Origin of the sequence: Pontibacter burrus (genome assembly GCF_010686685.1) — a bacterium.
In the GTDB taxonomy this organism is placed as follows: domain Bacteria; phylum Bacteroidota; class Bacteroidia; order Cytophagales; family Hymenobacteraceae; genus Pontibacter; species Pontibacter burrus.
The window spans coordinates 228,498-247,876 of the sequence record NZ_JAAGWD010000003.1 but is presented as its reverse complement, the minus strand read 5'-3'; the positions used below and the strand labels follow the sequence as shown (position 1 = coordinate 247,876).

Sequence of the window (19,379 nt, the reverse complement as noted above, 5' to 3'; positions counted from 1 at the left end):
GTGCTTATCCTTTATCAGCTGATGACAGAATTTTCCCGGCCAGGTCCAGCTCTTCCTGCAGGATAGTGTGTGGCCGGCCGGGATAGATCTTTTTGGTAACTATAGCGCCCAGTTTTTCCATCAACTCTGCTGTTTCATCTACTCTGCTTACGGGCACATGCGGGTCCGGGTCGCCGGTGCTGATGAGCACTGGAGTGCCTGCAAAGTCACCTTTATACCGGTCCGCAACCAACTGCTGCCCGACCAGGCCACCAGTAAAGAGCAACAGGCCACCATACTTTCTGGCATTTCGGGTAGCGTACTCTGAGGTAAGACAAGCCCCCTGCGAGAAACCGCCTAAGTATACATCTTCGCTCTTAACTCCCTGGCTCAATGTACTTTTGACTACTTCGTCTAATAAAGCTAAAGCGGAATCCAGCGCAGGCTGGTTCTGTTCTTCGGGTGCCATAAAACTATACGGATACCAGCTGTTATTAGTAGCCTGCGGAGCATATAGTGTAAAGTCCTGTACCGGCAGATAATTAGCCAGGTCAAGTATACTTTGGGCAGTAGCCCCACGGCCATGTACCAGTATTAAGGCTTTACCAGTTTCAGACAAGGGCTTGCCTTGCGTTATCACGTTATTCTTATGTGTATACATATTACTTTCATTTATAAGCTTTGGCAATGGTGCCTCACTTAAGTGTCACGAAAACGGAGCTGCGCGTTTCGGGCTTCAGGTTACGGGTTTTATGTCCTTTGCCGGTTGTATCCTCCAGCAGCAGCACCTCCCCGGTTTCAAATTGCCGCTTTTCGCCTAACGAGGTTTCAATCTCAACGCCACCATCCAACAGAAAAAGGTATTGTCTTTCCGGAGCATTATGATAATCGTAGTCGTACGTAGGCTTTACCTTCCGGAAAATAATACTTTCAACCTCTTCGGGCTCCGACAAAAAACCTATCTCACCTTCCGATTCCAGCTGCCTCGAGATATCCTCGAAGCGACTGTCACCGTTCTCGTCGGCGTATATTCTTGTGATGGCGTAAGCGTCCATAGTCCTCGTATTTAATGATGATGAAACTATAGTTTCAGGTTCAGTCAACTTTAGGTAGCACGGCTTCAATCTCGGCTCTGCGTGCCTCGTATTGTGGCGGCAACAGTAGAGCACTTCCAAGTTTATCCCATGGCTCATCAATGCCAAAGCCCGGATTATCGGTAGCGATCTCGAACAGCACGCCACCCGGCTCCCGGAAGTAAAGCGAATAGAAATAATTGCGGTCTATCTTATTGGTAATGTTATAGCCAAGGCCGGCAATCTTGTCATGGAACTGCATCAGCTCGTCTTCGTTCTTCACCCGGAAAGCGATGTGGTGATTGGTACCAGCTCCGCCAATGCCGCGCGCCTCGTTCGGCAGTTCTACCAGGTCAATGATGTTGGCTGTATCCACCGCATCCGTTGTATAGCGATAGCGATTGCCGCTCTGCTCCTCGAAACTATAGCCGAAAATATCAGTCAGAATCCTGGCTGTCTTCTCCTTATTCTGAAGTGTCAGTGTTACACCGTGGAAGCCTTTGGTAGCCACAGCTGCTTTCACTTCATCGGTTTCCCAAGGCTTGCGGTTATCAGTGTTTTTCGGAATCACCAGTTCCAGCTTCAATCCGTCCGGATCGAGGAAGGTCAGATACTTTTCGCCAAACTTTTCGGATGGTTTGTTGTAGATCACGTTGTGCTTTTCGAAACGGTCGATCCAGAAATCGAAGCTGCCTTCCGGTACGGCGTAGGCAATATTGGTAGCCGTGCCGGTGCCAGCACTGCCCCTACGTGCACCTTCGTGCGGGAAGAATGTAAGGATGGTGCCGGCGCTGCCTTTCTCATCCCCGAAATAGAAATGATAAGTGCCCGGGTCATCAAAGTTTACCGTTTTTTTGAGTAAGCGAAGCCCCAACACTTTGGTATAAAAATCCAGATTTTGCTTGGCCATTCCGGCAATAGCTGTGATGTGGTGCAGTCCTGATATCTTAGTTTCCATGATTTTCTTATGATAATGATTATTGAATTAAAGTATTTAAACAGGGCTCCTTAGCTTATAACTGCTTTACAAGCTGTACTTCAGCCTGCAACCTGATCTCGTCACTTACTACTACGCTTCCGGCTTCGGTTACGGCATTCCAGGTGAGGCCAAAATCTTTACGGCTCAGTTTGCCATCTACTGTAAAACCGGCTTTTGTCTGTCCGTAAGGGTCTACAACTATACCGCCAAGCTCTACTCCCACTGTTACCGGCCTGGTCACATCCCGTATGGTCAGGTCGCCGTGTAATAAATAGTCGTCGCCTCCTACATTCTCATAACTTTTGGCTTCGAAACGTATTTCTTTATGCTTCTCGCCATCAAAAAAGTCTGCCGACTTCAGGTGCGCATCGCGTTGCTCATTGTTTGTACTGATGGAGTTTACATCGGCGGTAAAAACAATGCGCTCAGCTCTCGTGAATGCATCATCTGATGTGACTGCTTCTATATTAAAGTTTTTAAAGTATCCTGTTACTGTCGTGATCATCAGGTGTTTTACCTTAAATTGTACTTCACTGTGCATCGGGTCTGCTACCCATTTTATAGCTTTCATGGTTATTTTCTGGTTATAGTTGTTATTATTATCTTGTTCAGCAAATCGTTTTCAAATTTACTGTACATACATTTAATGTATATACATATAATTAACGGAAATGTTTCAGCATTTGTTCAACTACCTAAAGCACTTGCTGAAATCAGCCCTCACTATTCCCTTATAATCAACTCGCTGCAAACTATTTAGCTTAAAAGCATCAACTTCAGTAATTGGCCGTTTCATTAACAGTTACTTCAACTGGCATATAATTTTAGATTGCAGAGCAGTTAATTGGTTACGACAAGCTATAGTTTAATAAGAGCTTCTGAACGTACTATAGCTGGCTTTGCTTCTTTACCGAAAGTCCCGCAACAGCTAATTCGCCAACAGATTCTATAAGTAATAGTGCTGGCGTAAACTATAAGATTGCTCATTTCATCAAATCCAGAACTATAGTTTCTTGCTTTAACAGTTCCTCCTCACTTCAGGAGAAGTTATCAGTAGTGCTATAGTTCTGAGCGGTGTGCACCTAATGCATAGCCTCTCGCTATCTTTTCAAACAGAAGTATTGGTGGTCATCACAACTATAAACTGTAGCCTTTGCCCGTTCTGCGTACTGCTACCGTATAGCTATGTAAGCAACCTTAATAATAGATATCTGATGGAAGAACAGCATACCCAGAATAAGCAAGGCCATACCAGCTTTCTTGTTTTTTCAGCTTCCCTGAGAAAGGACTCGCTCAACACGCGACTGGCCAGCCTGGCGGCAGAAGTGATCCGGAAGAATGGCGGAGCAGTAGAATTTGCCAGTATGGAAGAGTTTGATTGCCCCAGCTTTAACCAGGACCTGGAAGTAGATAACTACCATCCCGAAGGGGCTGAGGCCTTTAAGAAACGCATACTGGCAAACGATGCTTTCATCATCGCTTCACCGGAATATAACGGCTCCATGCCTGGAGTAATCAAGAACCTGATCGACTGGACTTCCCGTTTTCGTCCGCAACCATTTAACCAGCACCATGCCCTTCTAATGTCTGCATCCCCTTCTATGGCAGGCGGTAACCGTGGACTTTGGTCGTTGAGAATTCCGCTGGAGCACCTTGGTACACGAGTTTACCCGGATATGTTTTCGTTGGCATCAGCGCATCAGGCCCTCGATGAAAAAGGGAATATAAAAGATGAAACCCTGGCCAAAAGATTTGAAGACAACATAGTTGGATTCATGAACCTGGTAGAAGCATCCAAACACTATCCTTGCATCAAAAAAGCCTGGGTAGAGTTTTTGGGAGAAAAAACAGACAAAGCGACAGAACGAGTAGAATTGATCGAATAATAAATTGCCTTTTACGCTATTGTTTTAAAGCCATTTACGTTTAAGTAGTAAACAAACTTGTACGTATGGCTTCTATTCATCAAACCCAGGCCACTACTGCAAACTACCAGGGCACCGACAAGCTTATACTAGGTATTGTTTTAGCTGTTATTACCTTCTGGCTCTTTGCACAAACAACCCTGAACATTGCACCGGCAATGCAGGAAGACCTGAACATCAGTCACAACCTGAACAACCTTGCCGTTAGTATTACAGCACTTTTCTCCGGTATTTTTATAGTTGTAGCAGGTGGCTTAGCTGACCGGGTGGGTCGGGTTAAACTGACGTACGTTGGCTTGTTACTTAACATCATCGGCTCTTTTCTGATCGTAATTTCCCCTTCAGGCACTGCAGTGTTTCTTTTGGCTGGCCGCATTCTGCAGGGGCTATCGGCAGCATGCATTATGCCTGCTACGCTGGCCCTTATGAAAGCTTATTACGAAGGAAAAGCAAGGCAGCGGGCACTTAGTTTCTGGTCCATCGGCTCGTGGGGCGGCTCAGGCCTCTGCTCCTTATTCGGGGGTTTAGTAGCCTCTACTATGGGTTGGCGCTGGATTTTTGTAATGTCTATAGTTGTAGCAGTTATAAGCTATTTACTGATCAGAGGCACCCCGGAAAGCAAATCAACAGAGACAGAGCATAAGTCATTTGACTGGTCTGGACTCATCACTTTTATTATCGCTATGCTGGCCATTAACATCGTTATCGGTCAAGGTGCCAGCCTTGGCTGGGTGAGCCCTGCCGTACTTGTCGGCATTGCCATCTTTGTTATTGCTGCCATCATCTTTATAAGGATCGAAAAACGCAGTGAAAACGGATTTGTTGACCTGTCGCTTTTTAACAACCAGACATTCTCAGGTGCAACGCTTTCCAATTTCCTGCTCAACGGTGCTGCCGGAACCTTACTGGTATCGCTGGCACTCGTACAGGCTGAAGCCGGCCTGTCTTCGTTAGAATCCGGTCTGGTTACGGTTGGTTATCTGGTAGCGGTACTGAGCACCATACGTGTAGGTGAAAAACTCCTGCAGAAAATGGGCCCCAGAAAACCGATGCTGATGGGCTGTTTTATAACAGGTGTAGGTATTTTGCTCACAAGCCTTACCTTTTTGCTGGCCGGGCAATACATCATCGCTTCCTTTATAGGCTTTACCTTGTTTGGCATTGGACTTGGCTTTTATGCCACTCCTTCTACTGACGCAGCTTTAAGTAACGTTCCGGGCAATAAGGCCGGCTCTGCGTCCGGTATTTATAAAATGGCCTCGTCGTTGGGCGCTGCGTTTGGTGTTGCCATATCAGCGGCCATCTTCTACGGCCTGAGCGAGATGGAAGGCATTCCGCCTATGGCAGATCTTTTTCTGGGCAGAACGGATAACGTAACTGCACGATTCGCTGCCGGTATGGGGCTCCTTTTTAATGTATTCATGATCGTGGTCGCTATCATCGCCATTATGGCAACTATACCGAAAGGCAAGCCAAAAGAAGCAATTGAATAACACAAGTATACTCAAATCTGATTCAAGACTATAGTTATGGAGATCCCCCAAATCAAAGCCTTCAACGATAAAATGGATAGCTTTATAGATCAGCTGCTCCCGGAACTTGAGGCCATTTACAAAGACATTCATCAGAATCCGGAGCTATCAATGCAGGAATTCCGGACAGCCCAGATCGCAGCAGATTACCTGGCCAGCCATCAGTTTGAAGTTTCGACAGGTATTGGGGTAACCGGTGTGGTAGGCATTTTAAAGAATGGGAACGGTCCTGTTGTCATGCTTCGGGCAGACATGGATGCACTACCTGTTACAGAAGATACAGGCCTTCCTTATGCAAGCACCAAAATAGCCAGAGACGAAGAAGGAACTGAGGTAGGCGTATCGCACGTGTGCGGACACGACCTGCATGTAACCTGGCTTATGGGGGCTGCCAAGCTGTTTTCAGAACACAGAGAGCTATGGAAAGGTACGCTGATGGCTGTTTTCCAGCCCGGCGAAGAAGTAGGACGTGGTGCCCAAAGTATGATAGACGATGGCATGGTGGATCGTTTTCCAAGACCAGATATCATCTTAGGCCAGCACGTTATGGTAGGGGAAGCTGGTACAGTGGGGTATAAAAGCGGCATTATCTTGTCTGCAGGTAATAGTCTGAAAGTAAAGCTATTCGGGCGTGGGTCGCACGGCTCTCAGCCGCACAATTCCATTGATCCGGTAGTGATGGCGGCCGCTACCACCATGCGCCTGCAAACCATTATCTCGCGTGAGGTGGCTCCTATTGAAAATGCAGTACTAACTGTAGGCGCGCTGCAGGCCGGCACCAAAGAAAATATCATTCCGGAGGATGCCACACTTAAACTCAATATCCGCACGTTCAATGATAAAGTGAAGGATCATATTCTGTCGGCTGTTAAACGGATTTGTTGTGCGGAATGTGAAGCTTCCAATGCGCCAAGAGGGCCTGAGTTTACCGAACTGGTGAGTTACCCACTAACAGAAAATGATGCCAACGCTACCGCAAGGGTGGCTGCTGCTTTTGGCGCTCAGTTTGGCGACAGATCATTTGAAACCAAGCCTGCTTCTGCGAGCGAAGACTTCAGTATTTTCGGACGAAACTGGAAAACGCCCTATGTTTTCTGGTTTGTTGGAGGTACCGATCCTGAAATATACAGAGAAGCTAAAATAAATAACCGGGTAAACGCTATACCCAGCAATCATTCACCTAAATTTGCGCCTGTACTACACCCGACCTTAAAAACCGGTCTGCAAGCTATGATGACAGCTGCCGCAGCCTGGCTCGAATAACCTGGTCGGGTTATCAGGATGGAAGAACTACATTCGCTGTTTTATTTTCTTGAGCTGGCAGGTACGTTTGCCTTTGCCATAAGCGGTGCGACAGCCGCCAGAAGACGTAACCTCGATATATTCGGCATTTGCGCTATCGCATTTGTGGTTGCCTGCGGCGGCGGTATTATCCGTGATGTTTGTATTGGAGCCATTCCCCCCGCTGGTTTAACAAACTGGCAGTACCTGGTAGTAGCCCTGATTGCTGCAGCTTTAACCATTCACTTCTACCCGCTTGTGCAGCGGCTTAACCGCCCAGTGCTTTTCTTTGATGCCATTGGTTTGTCCTTATTTGCAGTAACAGGTGCCGAAAAAGCGTTGCATTATGGCCATAACGGAGAGGTAGCCGTGCTCTTAGGTATTACAACAGCTGTAGGCGGTGGCGTGATCCGCGATATTCTGCTCAACCGCGTTCCTGTTATACTGGAGAAAGAGATATACGCATTAGCAGCGCTTATCGGGGCAATAATAGTTGTATCAGGACATTACGTGGATTGGATATCTACAGATTGGGTAGCTATCGTGGCATTATCGGTGTGTTTTACCCTACGAATATTAGCCCTGCACTATCATTGGAACCTGCCTGTACCTGGGAATAACAAAACAGACTCAACTGAGTAAATCCCCACAAAAGCCTTCAATTTCATTTCTGATCTACCTGTCGGATATTGAAAAAACAAGTTTCAATCACATCACTTCTACTATAGCCTAGTTGAGGTATTTAAACTTTAAGCAGGCCACGGAAAGCGCGGGCGGCATAGTAGGATTGTGCCCCGTTATGATACACAAAAACGTGCCCGTACCGGAAGTCAGCGAATAAGGCACCTCCCAGCTTTCTTATGTCTGCAGGTGTTTTTATCCAACTCGACGTTTTCATATCGAAATTACCGAGTTGCTGCAATTCCCTGTACTGTTCTTCAGATAATAACTCGATGCCCATGGCTGCGGCCATATCAAGCGCACTATTTTCAGGTTTATGTTCCTTGCGTGCATCCAGCGCTTCGCGGTCGTAGCAAACGCTTCTGCGCCCTTTTGGGCTTTCTGCTGCACAATCAGAAAAGAGGTATTCGCCTGTAGTCTGGTCCAGGCCTATCACATCCGGTTCTCCGCCAGTCCTCTCCATTTCGTTCAACGACCATAGTTTACTCGGATTTGCTTCCAGCCTTGCCTGTACTTCAGACCACTCCAAACCCTGATGCCGCTTCATGTTTTTCTCAAAACGGAGCTTCAAAACGCCCAGTAATTCGGCTGCTAAATCTGCAGAAAGTTCTTTCTTATTTCCCATAGTTGTGAGGGTATAATTTAGGGTGCTTCAACTATAGTTTAAAAGAAAACTATAGTTGAAGCACCCTAAATTAATAAGCATAAATAAGACTACAAAAGCCAGCCGACCTTTAGCCAAACTGTCTCCAGCCCAAATCCTTTTTAACAGAAGAAACAAGCAATCACTACAAACAAACTATAGCGCTTAACCAACTCAACCCAAACTATAGTCTACTGCACTGCAGCTGTGTTTTGCATACTCTCCCACTCCGGTGGGTCAACACCCAGCAGGTGCTTTACAAAAAAGTCGCGGCGTTTGCGCTCACCAAAATCGCCACCTGTGCCGTGAGCCATACCAGGCACCATCAGGTAATCGAAGTTTTTATTGGCTTTTATTAGTGCATCTACCACCTGTGTTGTAGAAGCAGGGTCAACGTTATCGTCCAGTTCGCCTGCAACCAGCAGCAGCTTACCTTGTAGTTTATGCGCATTTACTACGTTTGAGCAGTCTGCATAGTGTGGTCCCAGTTTGCCCATCCATTGCTCATTCCACCATATTTTATCCATGCGGTTATCGTGGCAACCTACTGAGGATACTGCTACTTTATAAAACTCCGGATGGAATAACAGGGCACCCATGGAGCTCTGTCCGCCAGCCGACATACCGAAAATGCCCACACGCGTGGTGTCCATGTAAGTGTACTTTTCAGCAGCATGCTTTATCCAGGGAATACGATCCAGGAAACCGGCATCTTTCAAGTTTTTCCAGGCTACATCATGGAAAGCCTTAGAACGGTTCGAGGTCCCCATACCATCTATCTGCACAACTATAAAACCTAGTTCGGCAACCTCGTGCATCAGGCTTGCTGCGGGGTTATAGGTTTTCGGCACAAAAGAATTATGCGGACCAGCATAGATGTGCTCAATTACCGGGTATTTTTTGGTTGGGTCGAAGTTGGATGGCCGGATGATCACACCCCAGATATCTGTTTTGCCATCACGCCCTTTAGCCGAGAAAACTTCAGGTGCTTGCCAGCCTGTTTTCAGCAACTCGGTGACATCCCCCTTTTCCAGTTCCATCAATACACTGCCATCAGCGGTGTTTCGCAGCACAGTAACAGGCGGCAGGTCTACTCTCGAATAAGTATCTACAAAGTATTTATAGTCTGAAGAGAAAGTGCCGCGGTGGTACGCATTCTCGCTGGTAAGTGTAGTTAACCCACTGCCATCAAAATTGATGCTATAGTATTGCACCAGGTACGGGTCCTGGTCTGCCTCACGGCCATTGCCTTCAAAAATGATCTTACGCTTTGCCTCATCCACCTGCACTACACGGCGTACTACCCACTCCCCTTTTGTAATCTGGTTCTTTACCTTTCCGGTAGCACCATCGAACAGGTATAAGTGGTTCCAGCCATCACGCTCCGACATCCAGATAACTTCTTTCCCGTCAGCCACATCATAACGGAAATACTTGCCACTATAGTGAATAAAGGTCTTGCTGCTTTCTTCGATTACATTTCGCACATTACCGTTTTGTGCATCTATTTCCAGTACATTATATACCTGGTGCCCACGCTGATTATACTCTACCGTAAAAGCACGGCTATCCTTACGCCATACGGGGTTTGTCAAATGGTACTGGTCTGTAATAGTAGCAGCATCTACCTCTATCTGCTTTCTGGAATCGACTAAGAACAGCTGTGGCTTACGCTGCGGAACGGCATCGCCTGGCTTCAGATAGTTGCGCGAATGGAGTTTAGGCTGTAGTTGGTCGGCCGGGGCTGCCTCAACAAAATAGATCAGGTGCTCGCGGCCTGGCCGTACTTTGTTGGTAGCCAGTTTTTTCGAATCCGGAGACCAGGCAATATTAGCCGAGTAGTAATCTGTTTCTGTTCCGTCGTAACTTAGCTGGTACTCTTCCTTCGGATTTGTTGTACTACGGATAAAAACGTTGTAGCCTTTGGTCAGCGCCTCCCATTTCTTGTCTGGCGAGCGTACTGATTTTCCTTCGGCTTCGCTGTTAAAGCGCCAGTTCCAGGTACCTGACTCGCGTACTTCAGCAGCTCGTTTCTCCTTTAATTGATTTGAACTTAGTGTGTAGCCCCACACTTTGCCATCGAACACAAACTCCACCTCTTTTGCACCAGGCAGCACCGTAACAGTTGAGAATGGCAGATCATAAGGTGCTACCTGCTTTCCGGAGGCTGACTGCAGCAACTTCGCCAGCTTTTCCTGCTGAAAGAGCGGCTTACGGTTTTTTCTATCTGCATCAACCAGTACAAACTCTTTCCCGCGCGGCGTCTGGTGCATGTACCAGAATTTTGCTTCCTTCTCTAGCCAGTTAAAACTAGTAGGCGCATACCACATTTTGCCTTTAATTTTCTCTGGCAATGCGTAGGCTCTTTTGTAATCTTCTTTTGAGCCTTGCCCCCGTACAAAGTCCGGGATTAAGAGGAAGGCGATAAATAAAAGCAGTGCGGAACGAGTCAGGAATTTAACAGGAACTAAGCTGTTATTTGCTGGGGCAAGAGAGGACATCGAGTATCATGTTATAGTTGTACGGTCAATCTACAGCTATAAAACACGCGATACACCTGCGATATTGGCATTTACTGATACTATATTGATCTACCTGAGCATCAAATCCAGGAAAACAGGCAGCTCATTGACTAAACTATAGTTCTGATTTTCTCTGTTGATGCCTATAGTTTGTCTCAAACTATAGCTGATTAGCGAATGCTGAAATGCCTGATGCAAAATAGTTTTACGGGCACAGGTTGTGTTTGTAACTCACAGCCTGTGCCCGTAGATAAAGGAATTTTATCGACCACCGGGCGGGCAGTACTGTCTCAGGTAATTTGTGAACAGGGTAGACAGATGCTCTCCGGTTCCTTCCCCTTCCGAGATGCTGTGCGAGCGGTTCGGGTAAGGCATAAACTGAAACTGCTTGTTGTGTTTGATCAGCTCATTTACCAGCTGTTCAGCATTGTTATAATGCACATTATCGTCGCCGGTGCCGTGAATATAGAGTAGGTTGCCCTGCAGGTTTTTGGCATAAGTAATTGGTGAGCCTTTCACAAAGTCTTCACGATTCTCCTGTGGCAGCCCCATGTAGCGCTCCTGGTAAATGTTGTCGTAAGTAAGCTGGTTTGCTACAGCCGCTACCGATATACCAGTTTTATAGATGTCCGGATGCTGGAATAGCAGGTTAAGCGTGGCGGAACCGCCACCACTCCAGCCCCACACCGCTACACGCGATGCATCTACATATGGCAGCTTCAGAAGTTCACGGGCAGCAGCAGCCTGATCGGCAATGTTCAGCTGGCCTACTTTGCGGTAAATGCTCTTGCGCCAGCTTCTGCCTTTCGGAGCAGGTGTACCCCGGTTGTCTACCGACACATAGATATAGCCATCTTCAGCCATGTCGCCATTGTACAGGTAATTCATACCAGTCCCGTATGTGTCGGTCACGGTCTGACCTGCTGGCTCAGTGTACACATAAAACACAATCGGGTATTTTTTCTTCGCATCGAAGTTGGCAGGCTTAGCCATCCAGGCATCCATCTCTACGCCTTCAGCTGTTTTAATCTTGAGGAACTCTACACCGCTGTTAGCTTTGTTTGAAATTGCCAGTACTTTCTCAACCGGACTCTCCCCGTTTACAGCTTTGTGGTTTGGTAAGGTTACCCACTCGCTTACCGGCTTGGTATAGTGGTTAGAAAAACGGTGCTGTGCAAACTTTGCATTCGGTGATAAACTATAGTTGTGTGTGCCTGGCTGTGAGGCCGGTGTAAGCCGTTCTGCTTTGCCTTTTCCATTCAGGCGGGTGCGGTAAAGGTATTGCTGCGTAGCGTTGTCCGGCGAAGCCATAAAGTAAACGTAGCCTTCTTTTTCATCGATACCGGCAATCTCCATCACATCATAATTCCCTTTGGTTATCAGGTGCTCTTTCTTACCGTCGCGGCTAACGCGGTAGAGGTGCCTCCAGCCGTCTTTCTCGCTCGCCCATAAAAATTCCTTGCCACCATTCAGCCAATCCCAGCCCCCGTAACTATAAGAATTGTCCCAGCTAGGCAAGATATCGATCCAGGCATCATCCTGTTCTTTGTAAATCTGTCTGGTTTTGCCGTTGGCTGCATTGCATAAGTACAGTATGCTTTCGTTTTGCTTGCGGTTCAGCTGCTGTACGATCAGTTCGTCGGCAGAAGCAGCCCATTCCATTCGGGGCAAATAGGTATTGCGTGGGTCTCCGGGAATTTCCATCCAGCGGGTTGCCGCACCGGTTATGTCTACTACGCCAATTTTATAAGGCGATGGAGCTTCTCCGGCCACCGGGTACTCTACCGGAATTACCTTTGCGTACACACCATCCAGCATGTCGAACATGATGTAGTCTTTTACCTGTGTGGCATCCAGCTGCCAGTAGGCAATTCGTTTGCTGTCGGGGCTCCAGCGGAAGCCGTCGCGGGCAGAGAACTCTTCTTCATAAGCCCAGTCAAAAGTACCGTTAATGAGCTTGCGGGTGCCGTCTTTAGTTAGCTGTGTTTGCTTTCCGCTCTGCAGGTCATCTACAAAAATATTGTGTTCGCTAACGTATGCTACCTTACTGCCATCAGGCGAGAATTTGGCAAACATCAGCGACGACTCAGGCCTACCGGCTCCTATCTGGCTTAACTTTTTGCTCTGAAGGTCATACACCCAGTAATCGCCACGGGTATCGTAACGCCAGACTTTCTTGGTATTGGTGTAGATCAGCACTTTCTTTTCATCTGCAGATAAGGCGAAGTTGCGGATACTTAAAGGTTCGGTTTTACCGGCTGGCACCAAGGCTGCTTTCTCCAGGAAACCAGTGGAAGCCCCGTCAGGTAAACTATACTTTATAAGTTGCCCTTGTTCGGCCTGCAGGTAGGCGTTACCAGCTTTCAGCCATTGGCGGTTTCGGTTGCCCTGTGCAAATGTGGTAACTGTAAAAATGAAAAGCAGCAACAGCTGCAGCAAAAAGGTTCGTAGTTTTAGTTGGTACATACCAGAGTAGTTATAGTTAGAAGCAATTATGTTGTCTTAAAAAAATGAGATTATGTTCGCTGGCCAATTATAGTTCAGCAGCAAACTATAGCTCAATAGCTTGTCAACGCTCAGAACTAGAAATTTACACTTTAATTGGTAATTGTGCATACAATAAAGAGCCAGACTATAGCCTCCAGGAAATTCCTTCCCTGTAATCTCTTCAAACTATAGATGGTAGCTCTCATCTGAACTATGACTTTGCCCTGCACTTTTGTGTAATTGCTTGGCTATAGTTTATAATCAGTACTTGCATCGCTGCATTGCTTTTACAGAACAGAATAGCTAGTTCCTCTTGGGCCTCCAAAGTAACTAATGCTTTGTAGGGTCGTTAGCTCTAGAACTGAACTTTTTACTACACATACTATGGATTCAAACATGCAGCAAAGCGACGATAATAAGTTTATACCCATGACGTCAGTATCCAGTGGTACAGGCCATGAGGTGCGTCCCGATGTTTATTACTACACCAACCAGATAGTCAACTTTGTACTATTCGGTAACCCTGCCGGTGAAGACTGGGTGCTGATAGATGCCGGTATGCCTAAAAGCGCTTCCGAAATAAAACAGGTTTTTGAAAACCGTTTTGGCGAATTCCAGAAACCAGCCGCTATCATACTAACGCACGGGCACTTCGACCATGTCGGCAGTCTGGTTGGTCTGTTAGAAGCATGGGGCAATGTACCCGTTTACGCACACCCGCTGGAGTTCCCGTTCCTTACCGGACAACAGGCTTATCCCGAACCTGACACTACGGTAGAAGGTGGTATGCTGGCCAAAATTTCATCTATTTATCCGCACGAGCCCATTAATATTAGCGGGGCTAACTTACTGCCTTTACCAGAAGACGGCTCAGTACCACACATGCCAGGCTGGGTCTGGCTGCACACGCCGGGGCATTCGCCGGGGCACGTAGCATTCTTCCGTGAGCAGGATGGCGTTCTGATCTCAGGTGATGCCGTGATCACTGTAAAACAGGACTCCATGTACCGGGTGCTCGTTCAGAAAGAGGAAATACAGGGACCGCCCCGCTACCTTACCACCGACTGGCAAGCCGCCTGGGATTCGGTACGCAAACTGGAAGCCTTACATCCGCAGGTCATTATCCCAGGACATGGTACCTACATGGAAGGTGAAGCACTGGCTAAAGGCCTCAGCAAACTAGTCGCTGAGTTCGACACCATTGCCATACCTGACCATGGCAAGTTTGTAGACGGCAAGGAATAAAGAGCGCAACTGCCCGACTGGCAGCTGTTTAACTTATCTTAGGAAAGGAGCTACCTAAAGGCAGCTCCTTTTTTGTGTAAGGTGCTCTTTCGGACCTCCATGTCCGAAAGCCCTATGCTGGCAGGGGAGCTTCGTTCCAAGAAATTCTCCCCTTGAGGGGAGCGCAGAGGGGTGTTAACTGAAGCAGGTGAATCACAAAACAGCTGAAAATTGACATCTGAGTATCGAATTTACACCCCTATAATCCCCTCAAGGGGATAGTACTGAGAAAACAACTAGGCCCTACCTCTAATTCTGAACACGGATGTCCGGAACAGCGACAGCAACAATAGAAAAAAAGTAGCCAGCACTTCTTTTTAAACTACTCAATTATACCTGTCCGGTGAAAAGGCATCGGTTAACAGCTGAGCTTTTTTATCTAGCAGCTGTTCGGCCAGAATTTTCCCCGTTGCCGGTGCCAGGCTCACGCCCATCATGCTATGGCCTGTACCAAAGTATACGTTACTCCAACTCTGTGTCGCGCCGATATAAGGTAAGCCGTCCGGCGAGCAGGGTCGTAAACCACTCCATATTTTGTCAGGCTTTGGGAAAGTCGGGCTGAAGTTGGCATAGTAGTTTGAAATTGAATCGAAAATGCCACGCACCCGCTGCTGGTTTATAGTTTGATTGGTGCCGGTTATCTCCATGGTACCACCAAAACGAACCTGCTCGCCAAAAGGAGTTACAGCTACTTTACGCTCGCAAAGTATGGCCGGCACCTGAAGTGCAGGTTGGTTCTGCTGCATAAAACTATAGCCTTTGCCCGACAACATAGGCAGATAAATACCAAGCTTACCAGCAAGCTGACCAGACCAGGCACCAGCGCAAACTATAAGCTTATCGCAGGTAAACTCGCCTTTGTTGGTAATAACTTTTGTAATGCGTTCGCCTGTCTGGTCAAACTTTATGACCTGAGCCAGCGGTACAATCTGCACACCCTTACCTACCAGGTAATTCTTTAAATACAAATGCAATTGTGCAGGGTCCAGGTGGGCATCGCCGGTAAAATGTACTGCGCCGCGTACGTTCAGCTCTACGTCTGGCTCAAGCTGCTGTACTTCCTTTTGTGATAGCACATTTGCTTCCAGTCCATGCAAGGTTGCCAGCTGTGCCATTTCCGTTTCCTCATGCTCCATTTCCGGAGTTTTGTACAGCATCAACAGTCCCTGCTCTTTTAACCCGATCTGCGACTCAGGGTGCTGTGCTGCGAAATCCAGGTACAGACTTTTACTCAGCAGGCTGAGGTTTTTCAGGTGAGGAATGCTGTGCTCCACATGCTGTTTGGTAGATGCTTTGTAAAAGTGCAGGCACCACTGCAGCAAGCGTCTATCCAGCCGGGGATGAATGTAAAAAGGACTGGTAGCGGAAAACATCCACTTCAGTCCTTTGCTGATCATACCCGGAGAAGCCAGCGGTACAATATGGCTGGGCACGATCATACCGGCATTGCCAGTTGAGCAACCCTGCTGCATGTCGCCCTGGTCGAGCAGCGACACCTCAAAACCTTCTTCTGAGAGATAATAGGCCGTAAATAAGCCTACAATTCCCCCACCGATTATAGTTACCTTACTCATATTTAAATAACCTGGAAGCCGTGAACATAAGGATCTTCATCATCAAAAAAGATGGTATTGTGCCCCGTAACAATGGCCCAGCCTTCAATACCGGGGTAAATTGCCGGCTTGCCAGCAACGGTTGTCTCTTCTTCGATGGTGCCGGTAAAGATTGAGCCGATGATGCTTTCGTGGATGAACTTTTGTCCCGGTTTCAGCTTACCTTTAGCGTACCATTGCGCCATGCGTGCCGAGGTACCTGTGCCACAAGGCGAGCGGTCGATGGCCTTATCGCCGTAGAAAACAGCATTACGGGCCGTGGAAGTGGCAGCCAGCGGTTGTCCAGTCCAGAGAATGTGCGAAAGACCTTTGATAGCCGGGTTATCGGGGTGCACGAAACTATACTGTTCGTTCAGGCGCTGGCGCAACACACGGCTCCAGGAAATGAGTTTGTCAGCAGTATAATTTTCTATTCCTGTAAAGTTCTCCTGCGGGTCCACGATGGCGTAAAAATTACCCCCATAGGCCACATCCACTTTCAGTGTACCGAGTTCCGGGCATTCTACCGTCAGGTCTTCAGAATCAAGGTAGGCCGGTACATTTGTCAGCTTCACCGATTTCACTTTGTTTCCTTCCTGTGTGTACTGCACGCGTACCAGTCCGGCAGGAGTTTCGAGGCGCAGCTGACCGGGTGTTTTGGGTTTGATTAGACCTTCTTCCAATGCTATAGTTACGGTACCAATGGTGCCATGTCCGCACATGGGCAGGCAGCCGCTGGTTTCGATGTAAAGCACGGCCACATCGTTTTCCGGGTCATGCGGTGGGTACAGTATGCTGCCAGACATCATATCGTGGCCGCGGGGCTCAAACATCAGTCCTTTACGGATCCAGTCGTACTCCCGGAGGAAGTGCAGGCGCTTTTCGCTCATGTTATGGCCCTGCAGCACTGGGCCGCCGCTTGCCACCAGGCGCACCGGGTTGCCGCAGGTATGGGCATCGATGCAAAAGAATGTTTTTCTTGCCATAAATTTATTTATAGGCTGCTTCGGGAAAGTTTTCCGTTGATGGTGCGCCACAGTCCGCTGCGGTTCTCGTCCTGCAACGCTACTGGCAACAGTGCCTGCGGAGCCGACTGAAACGTAACCGGCCGTGCAAAACGTTTGATGGCATAAGTACCTACGGAGGTACTTCGGCTGTCGGTAGTAGCCGGGAAAGGTCCGCCGTGCGTCATAGCATGACTAACCTCCACACCAGTTGGCACGCCGGAGTATAGCAGACGTCCGCACTTATCGCGCAGCACATCGGTCAGTTTCTGCTGTAGTTCTTGTTCGTGGTCTGTACCCCAAATTGTGCAGGTGAGTTGACCTTTCAGCGCCTTGGCTGCGGCAAGTAACTCTTCTTTACTTTTGTAGGTAACCACCAGCGTAAATGGTCCGAAGATCTCTTCCTGCAAAGCCGGACTCTGGAGCCACTGCGTTACATGCGTGCTTGCAAGCGCGGCTCGTCCTTCCAACACATCCGTCTCCTGCTGAACGATAGCCTGTACCCCCTCCGCTTTCAGGAGCTTCTCGAGCCCCTTGTAGTAATTACCGGCAATGCCGTCGTGCAGCATTTTAGCGGGCGCGGCAGTGGCAAGCTCTGCTTCAAGCGTCTCTAAAAACGCATCCGTTGCATCCAACTCCGGCACAAAAAGCAAGCCCGGACAGGTACAAAATTGCCCAGATCCTAACAATACCGATGCCGCCGCCTGATGTGCCAGTTCAGTTGTATTCTCTTTCAGCTTCTCAGGAAGGATAAAGACCGGGTTGGTGCTGCCCATCTCGGCATAAACCGGAATAGGTACCTCACGCTGCATGGCCAGGTCAAAAATGGCTTTTCCGCCCTGATAGGATCCTGTGAAAGCAACCGCCTTTGTTGCCGGATGCGTCACCAGCTCCTGCCCCACTTCCACGCCGCCGCTCTCATGCTGAAACACATTCTTAGGAAGTCCATTCTTTTGAAGCGCCTCGGTGATGGCTTTATGTACAAGTTGCGAAGTTTGCGGATGGCCCGGATGCTCTTTGTAGACCACCGTACAGCCGGCAGCCAGCGCGGAAGCCGAATCGCCGCCAGCGGTGGAAAAGGCCAGCGGAAAGTTGCTCGCACCAAACACCACTACAGGCCCGAGCGGCACCAGCATGCGGCGCAGATCGGGGCGTGGCAAAGGCTGGCGGCCAGGCAGGGCAGTATCTATAGTTGCTTCTACCCAGGAGCCTTCTTCTACCAGATCGGCGAAAAGGCGAAGCTGGTTGCAGGTGCGCCCTCGCTCGCCTGTGAGACGGGCCAACGGGAGATTGCTCTCCCGGCTGGCAATTTCCAACAGTTCATCTCCCAGCGCCTCAATGGCCTCAGCTATACCTCGCAGCAGTTGCGCGCGCTGCGCTGGGGAGGTTTTCTTATATATTTCAAACGCCTGCGCAGCGTTCGTTAAGGCTTCATTATAATGCATAGGCTCCATCTTTAAAATCAGGCAGCTGCGGCCTTGTTTCAATTCCCTTCTTAATGGAAGCAATCACCATTTCACGCTCCTCGCCAATCAGCGGTAAACGCGGAGCACGCACATGCTCGCTGCCGATACCTTCCATCTGCTCGGCCATCTTAATGTACTGTACCAGTTTCGGATGAATGTCCAGTTCCAGCAATGGCATAAACCAGCGATAGATCTCCAGTGCTTCCTGTGCTCTTCCGGCTTTGGCCAGTTTAAACATCGCCATCGACTCTTTCGGGAAAGCGCACACCAGGCCAGCTACCCAACCATGCGAGCCCATGAATAAGCTCTCCAGAGCCAGGGTATCTACCCCGCAAAGAATTTTAATGCGGTCGCCATAACGGTTAAGCATGCGCGTCACGTTGGTCAGGTCGCGCGTTGATTCCTTTACTGCTTGGATGTTATCATGCACGATCAGCTCATCAAACATTTCCAGGGTAATGTTCCGCTTATAGTCTACCGGGTTGTTGTAAACCATAATAGGTAGTGAGGTGCTTTCTGCTACAGCTTTAAAGAAGGCGACCGTCTCGCGGTGGTCTGAATAGTAGCGCATGGGAGGTAACAGCATCAGGCCGTCTGCACCCATTTCTTCTGCTTCGCGGGCGCGCTGTACTGCTTCATGTGTAGCACCTTCAGCAATGTTCATCACCACCGGCACTTTGCCTGCCACATACGCGATCGCTCTGCGGGTAAGTTCCTGCTTCTCGTCTGTGCGCAATACGCTGGCCTCCCCCAGGGTACCACCCAGGATGATGCCATCCACTCCTGCTTCAAGCTGTGCGTCTACGTTCTTAAAGAAGGTATCGAAGTCAAGGCTACCGTCCGCATGGAATTTTGTGGTAAGTGCCGGGAATACGCCGTTCCAGTTAATCATAATAAAAAAGGGTTTTGGTTCTATTTCAAAGGTAAGTGC

17 protein-coding genes are annotated in these 19,379 nt (G+C 48.4%); 5 read left to right on the top strand and 12 right to left on the bottom strand.

Going from position 1 to position 19,379, the window contains the following annotated elements:
* Positions 1-4: 4 nt before the first annotated feature.
* Genes GXP69_RS08465 through GXP69_RS08450 form a run of 4 tightly spaced genes read right to left on the bottom strand, consistent with a single transcriptional unit; the run spans position 5 to position 2,602 of the window.
* Positions 5-640: an alpha/beta hydrolase gene (locus tag GXP69_RS08465; RefSeq protein ID WP_163914358.1), complete on the bottom strand. Its 636-nt coding sequence runs from the start codon at positions 638-640 to the stop codon at positions 5-7.
* Positions 641-674: 34 nt separating this feature from the next.
* Positions 675-1,034, bottom strand: coding sequence for a cupin domain-containing protein (locus GXP69_RS08460; RefSeq protein WP_163914356.1), 360 nt, complete (start codon positions 1,032-1,034; stop codon positions 675-677).
* Positions 1,035-1,074: 40 nt separating this feature from the next.
* Entirely contained in the window at positions 1,075-2,010 is a 936-nt protein-coding gene (locus GXP69_RS08455) for a ring-cleaving dioxygenase (RefSeq protein WP_163914354.1), read from the bottom strand.
* A 55-nt stretch (positions 2,011-2,065) separates the two neighbouring features.
* Positions 2,066-2,602, bottom strand: coding sequence for a YceI family protein (locus GXP69_RS08450; protein WP_163914352.1), 537 nt, complete (start codon positions 2,600-2,602; stop codon positions 2,066-2,068).
* A 643-nt stretch (positions 2,603-3,245) separates the two neighbouring features.
* On the opposite strand from GXP69_RS08450, the gene GXP69_RS08445 reads away from it, so the two are divergent.
* The 4 genes from GXP69_RS08445 to GXP69_RS08430 all read left to right on the top strand — a co-directional run bounded on the left by GXP69_RS08445 (position 3,246) and on the right by GXP69_RS08430 (position 7,411).
* Entirely contained in the window at positions 3,246-3,917 is a 672-nt protein-coding gene (locus GXP69_RS08445) for an NADPH-dependent FMN reductase (RefSeq protein ID WP_163914350.1), read from the top strand.
* Positions 3,918-3,982: 65 nt separating this feature from the next.
* Positions 3,983-5,449 (top strand): MFS transporter, encoded by a 1,467-nt coding sequence (locus tag GXP69_RS08440; protein WP_163914348.1) that lies wholly within the window; start codon positions 3,983-3,985, stop codon positions 5,447-5,449.
* A 36-nt stretch (positions 5,450-5,485) separates the two neighbouring features.
* Positions 5,486-6,751, top strand: coding sequence for a M20 family metallopeptidase (locus GXP69_RS08435; RefSeq protein ID WP_163914346.1), 1,266 nt, complete (start codon positions 5,486-5,488; stop codon positions 6,749-6,751).
* 18 nt (positions 6,752-6,769) lie between these two features.
* Positions 6,770-7,411 (top strand): trimeric intracellular cation channel family protein, encoded by a 642-nt coding sequence (locus tag GXP69_RS08430; RefSeq protein WP_163914344.1) that lies wholly within the window; start codon positions 6,770-6,772, stop codon positions 7,409-7,411.
* Between the two features lie 100 nt (positions 7,412-7,511).
* Here GXP69_RS08430 and GXP69_RS08425 read toward each other — a convergent pair whose 3' ends face one another.
* The 4 genes from GXP69_RS08425 to GXP69_RS08415 all read right to left on the bottom strand — a co-directional run bounded on the left by GXP69_RS08425 (position 7,512) and on the right by GXP69_RS08415 (position 13,081).
* Positions 7,512-8,075: a DUF4256 domain-containing protein gene (locus GXP69_RS08425; RefSeq protein ID WP_163914342.1), complete on the bottom strand. Its 564-nt coding sequence runs from the start codon at positions 8,073-8,075 to the stop codon at positions 7,512-7,514.
* A gap of 209 nt (positions 8,076-8,284) precedes the next feature.
* Positions 8,285-10,594, bottom strand: a complete 2,310-nt coding sequence (locus tag GXP69_RS08420; protein ID WP_163914340.1) for a S9 family peptidase — start codon at positions 10,592-10,594, stop codon at positions 8,285-8,287.
* 90 nt (positions 10,595-10,684) lie between these two features.
* Entirely contained in the window at positions 10,685-10,813 is a 129-nt protein-coding gene (locus GXP69_RS19190) for a hypothetical protein (protein ID WP_262887421.1), read from the bottom strand.
* A gap of 63 nt (positions 10,814-10,876) precedes the next feature.
* Positions 10,877-13,081, bottom strand: coding sequence for a S9 family peptidase (locus GXP69_RS08415; protein WP_163914338.1), 2,205 nt, complete (start codon positions 13,079-13,081; stop codon positions 10,877-10,879).
* Positions 13,082-13,486: 405 nt separating this feature from the next.
* On the opposite strand from GXP69_RS08415, the gene GXP69_RS08410 reads away from it, so the two are divergent.
* Positions 13,487-14,347: an MBL fold metallo-hydrolase gene (locus GXP69_RS08410; RefSeq protein WP_163914336.1), complete on the top strand. Its 861-nt coding sequence runs from the start codon at positions 13,487-13,489 to the stop codon at positions 14,345-14,347.
* A gap of 365 nt (positions 14,348-14,712) precedes the next feature.
* On the opposite strand, the gene GXP69_RS08405 is transcribed toward GXP69_RS08410, so the two are convergent.
* Genes GXP69_RS08405 through GXP69_RS08390 form a run of 4 tightly spaced genes read right to left on the bottom strand, consistent with a single transcriptional unit; the run spans position 14,713 to position 19,337 of the window.
* Positions 14,713-15,960, bottom strand: a complete 1,248-nt coding sequence (locus GXP69_RS08405) for an NAD(P)/FAD-dependent oxidoreductase (RefSeq protein ID WP_163914334.1) — start codon at positions 15,958-15,960, stop codon at positions 14,713-14,715.
* 2 nt (positions 15,961-15,962) lie between these two features.
* Positions 15,963-16,964: a 4-hydroxyproline epimerase gene (locus GXP69_RS08400; protein ID WP_163914332.1), complete on the bottom strand. Its 1,002-nt coding sequence runs from the start codon at positions 16,962-16,964 to the stop codon at positions 15,963-15,965.
* Positions 16,965-16,972: 8 nt separating this feature from the next.
* Complete coding sequence (locus GXP69_RS08395) at positions 16,973-18,427, bottom strand: aldehyde dehydrogenase (NADP(+)) (RefSeq protein ID WP_163914330.1); 1,455 nt, start codon at positions 18,425-18,427, stop codon at positions 16,973-16,975.
* Positions 18,417-19,337 carry a dihydrodipicolinate synthase family protein gene (locus GXP69_RS08390; RefSeq protein ID WP_163914773.1) on the bottom strand — a complete coding sequence of 307 codons (921 nt, stop codon included), beginning with the start codon at positions 19,335-19,337 and terminating at the stop codon, positions 18,417-18,419. Before GXP69_RS08390 ends, GXP69_RS08395 begins: the two co-directional genes overlap by 11 nt.
* Positions 19,338-19,379 lie beyond the last annotated feature (42 nt).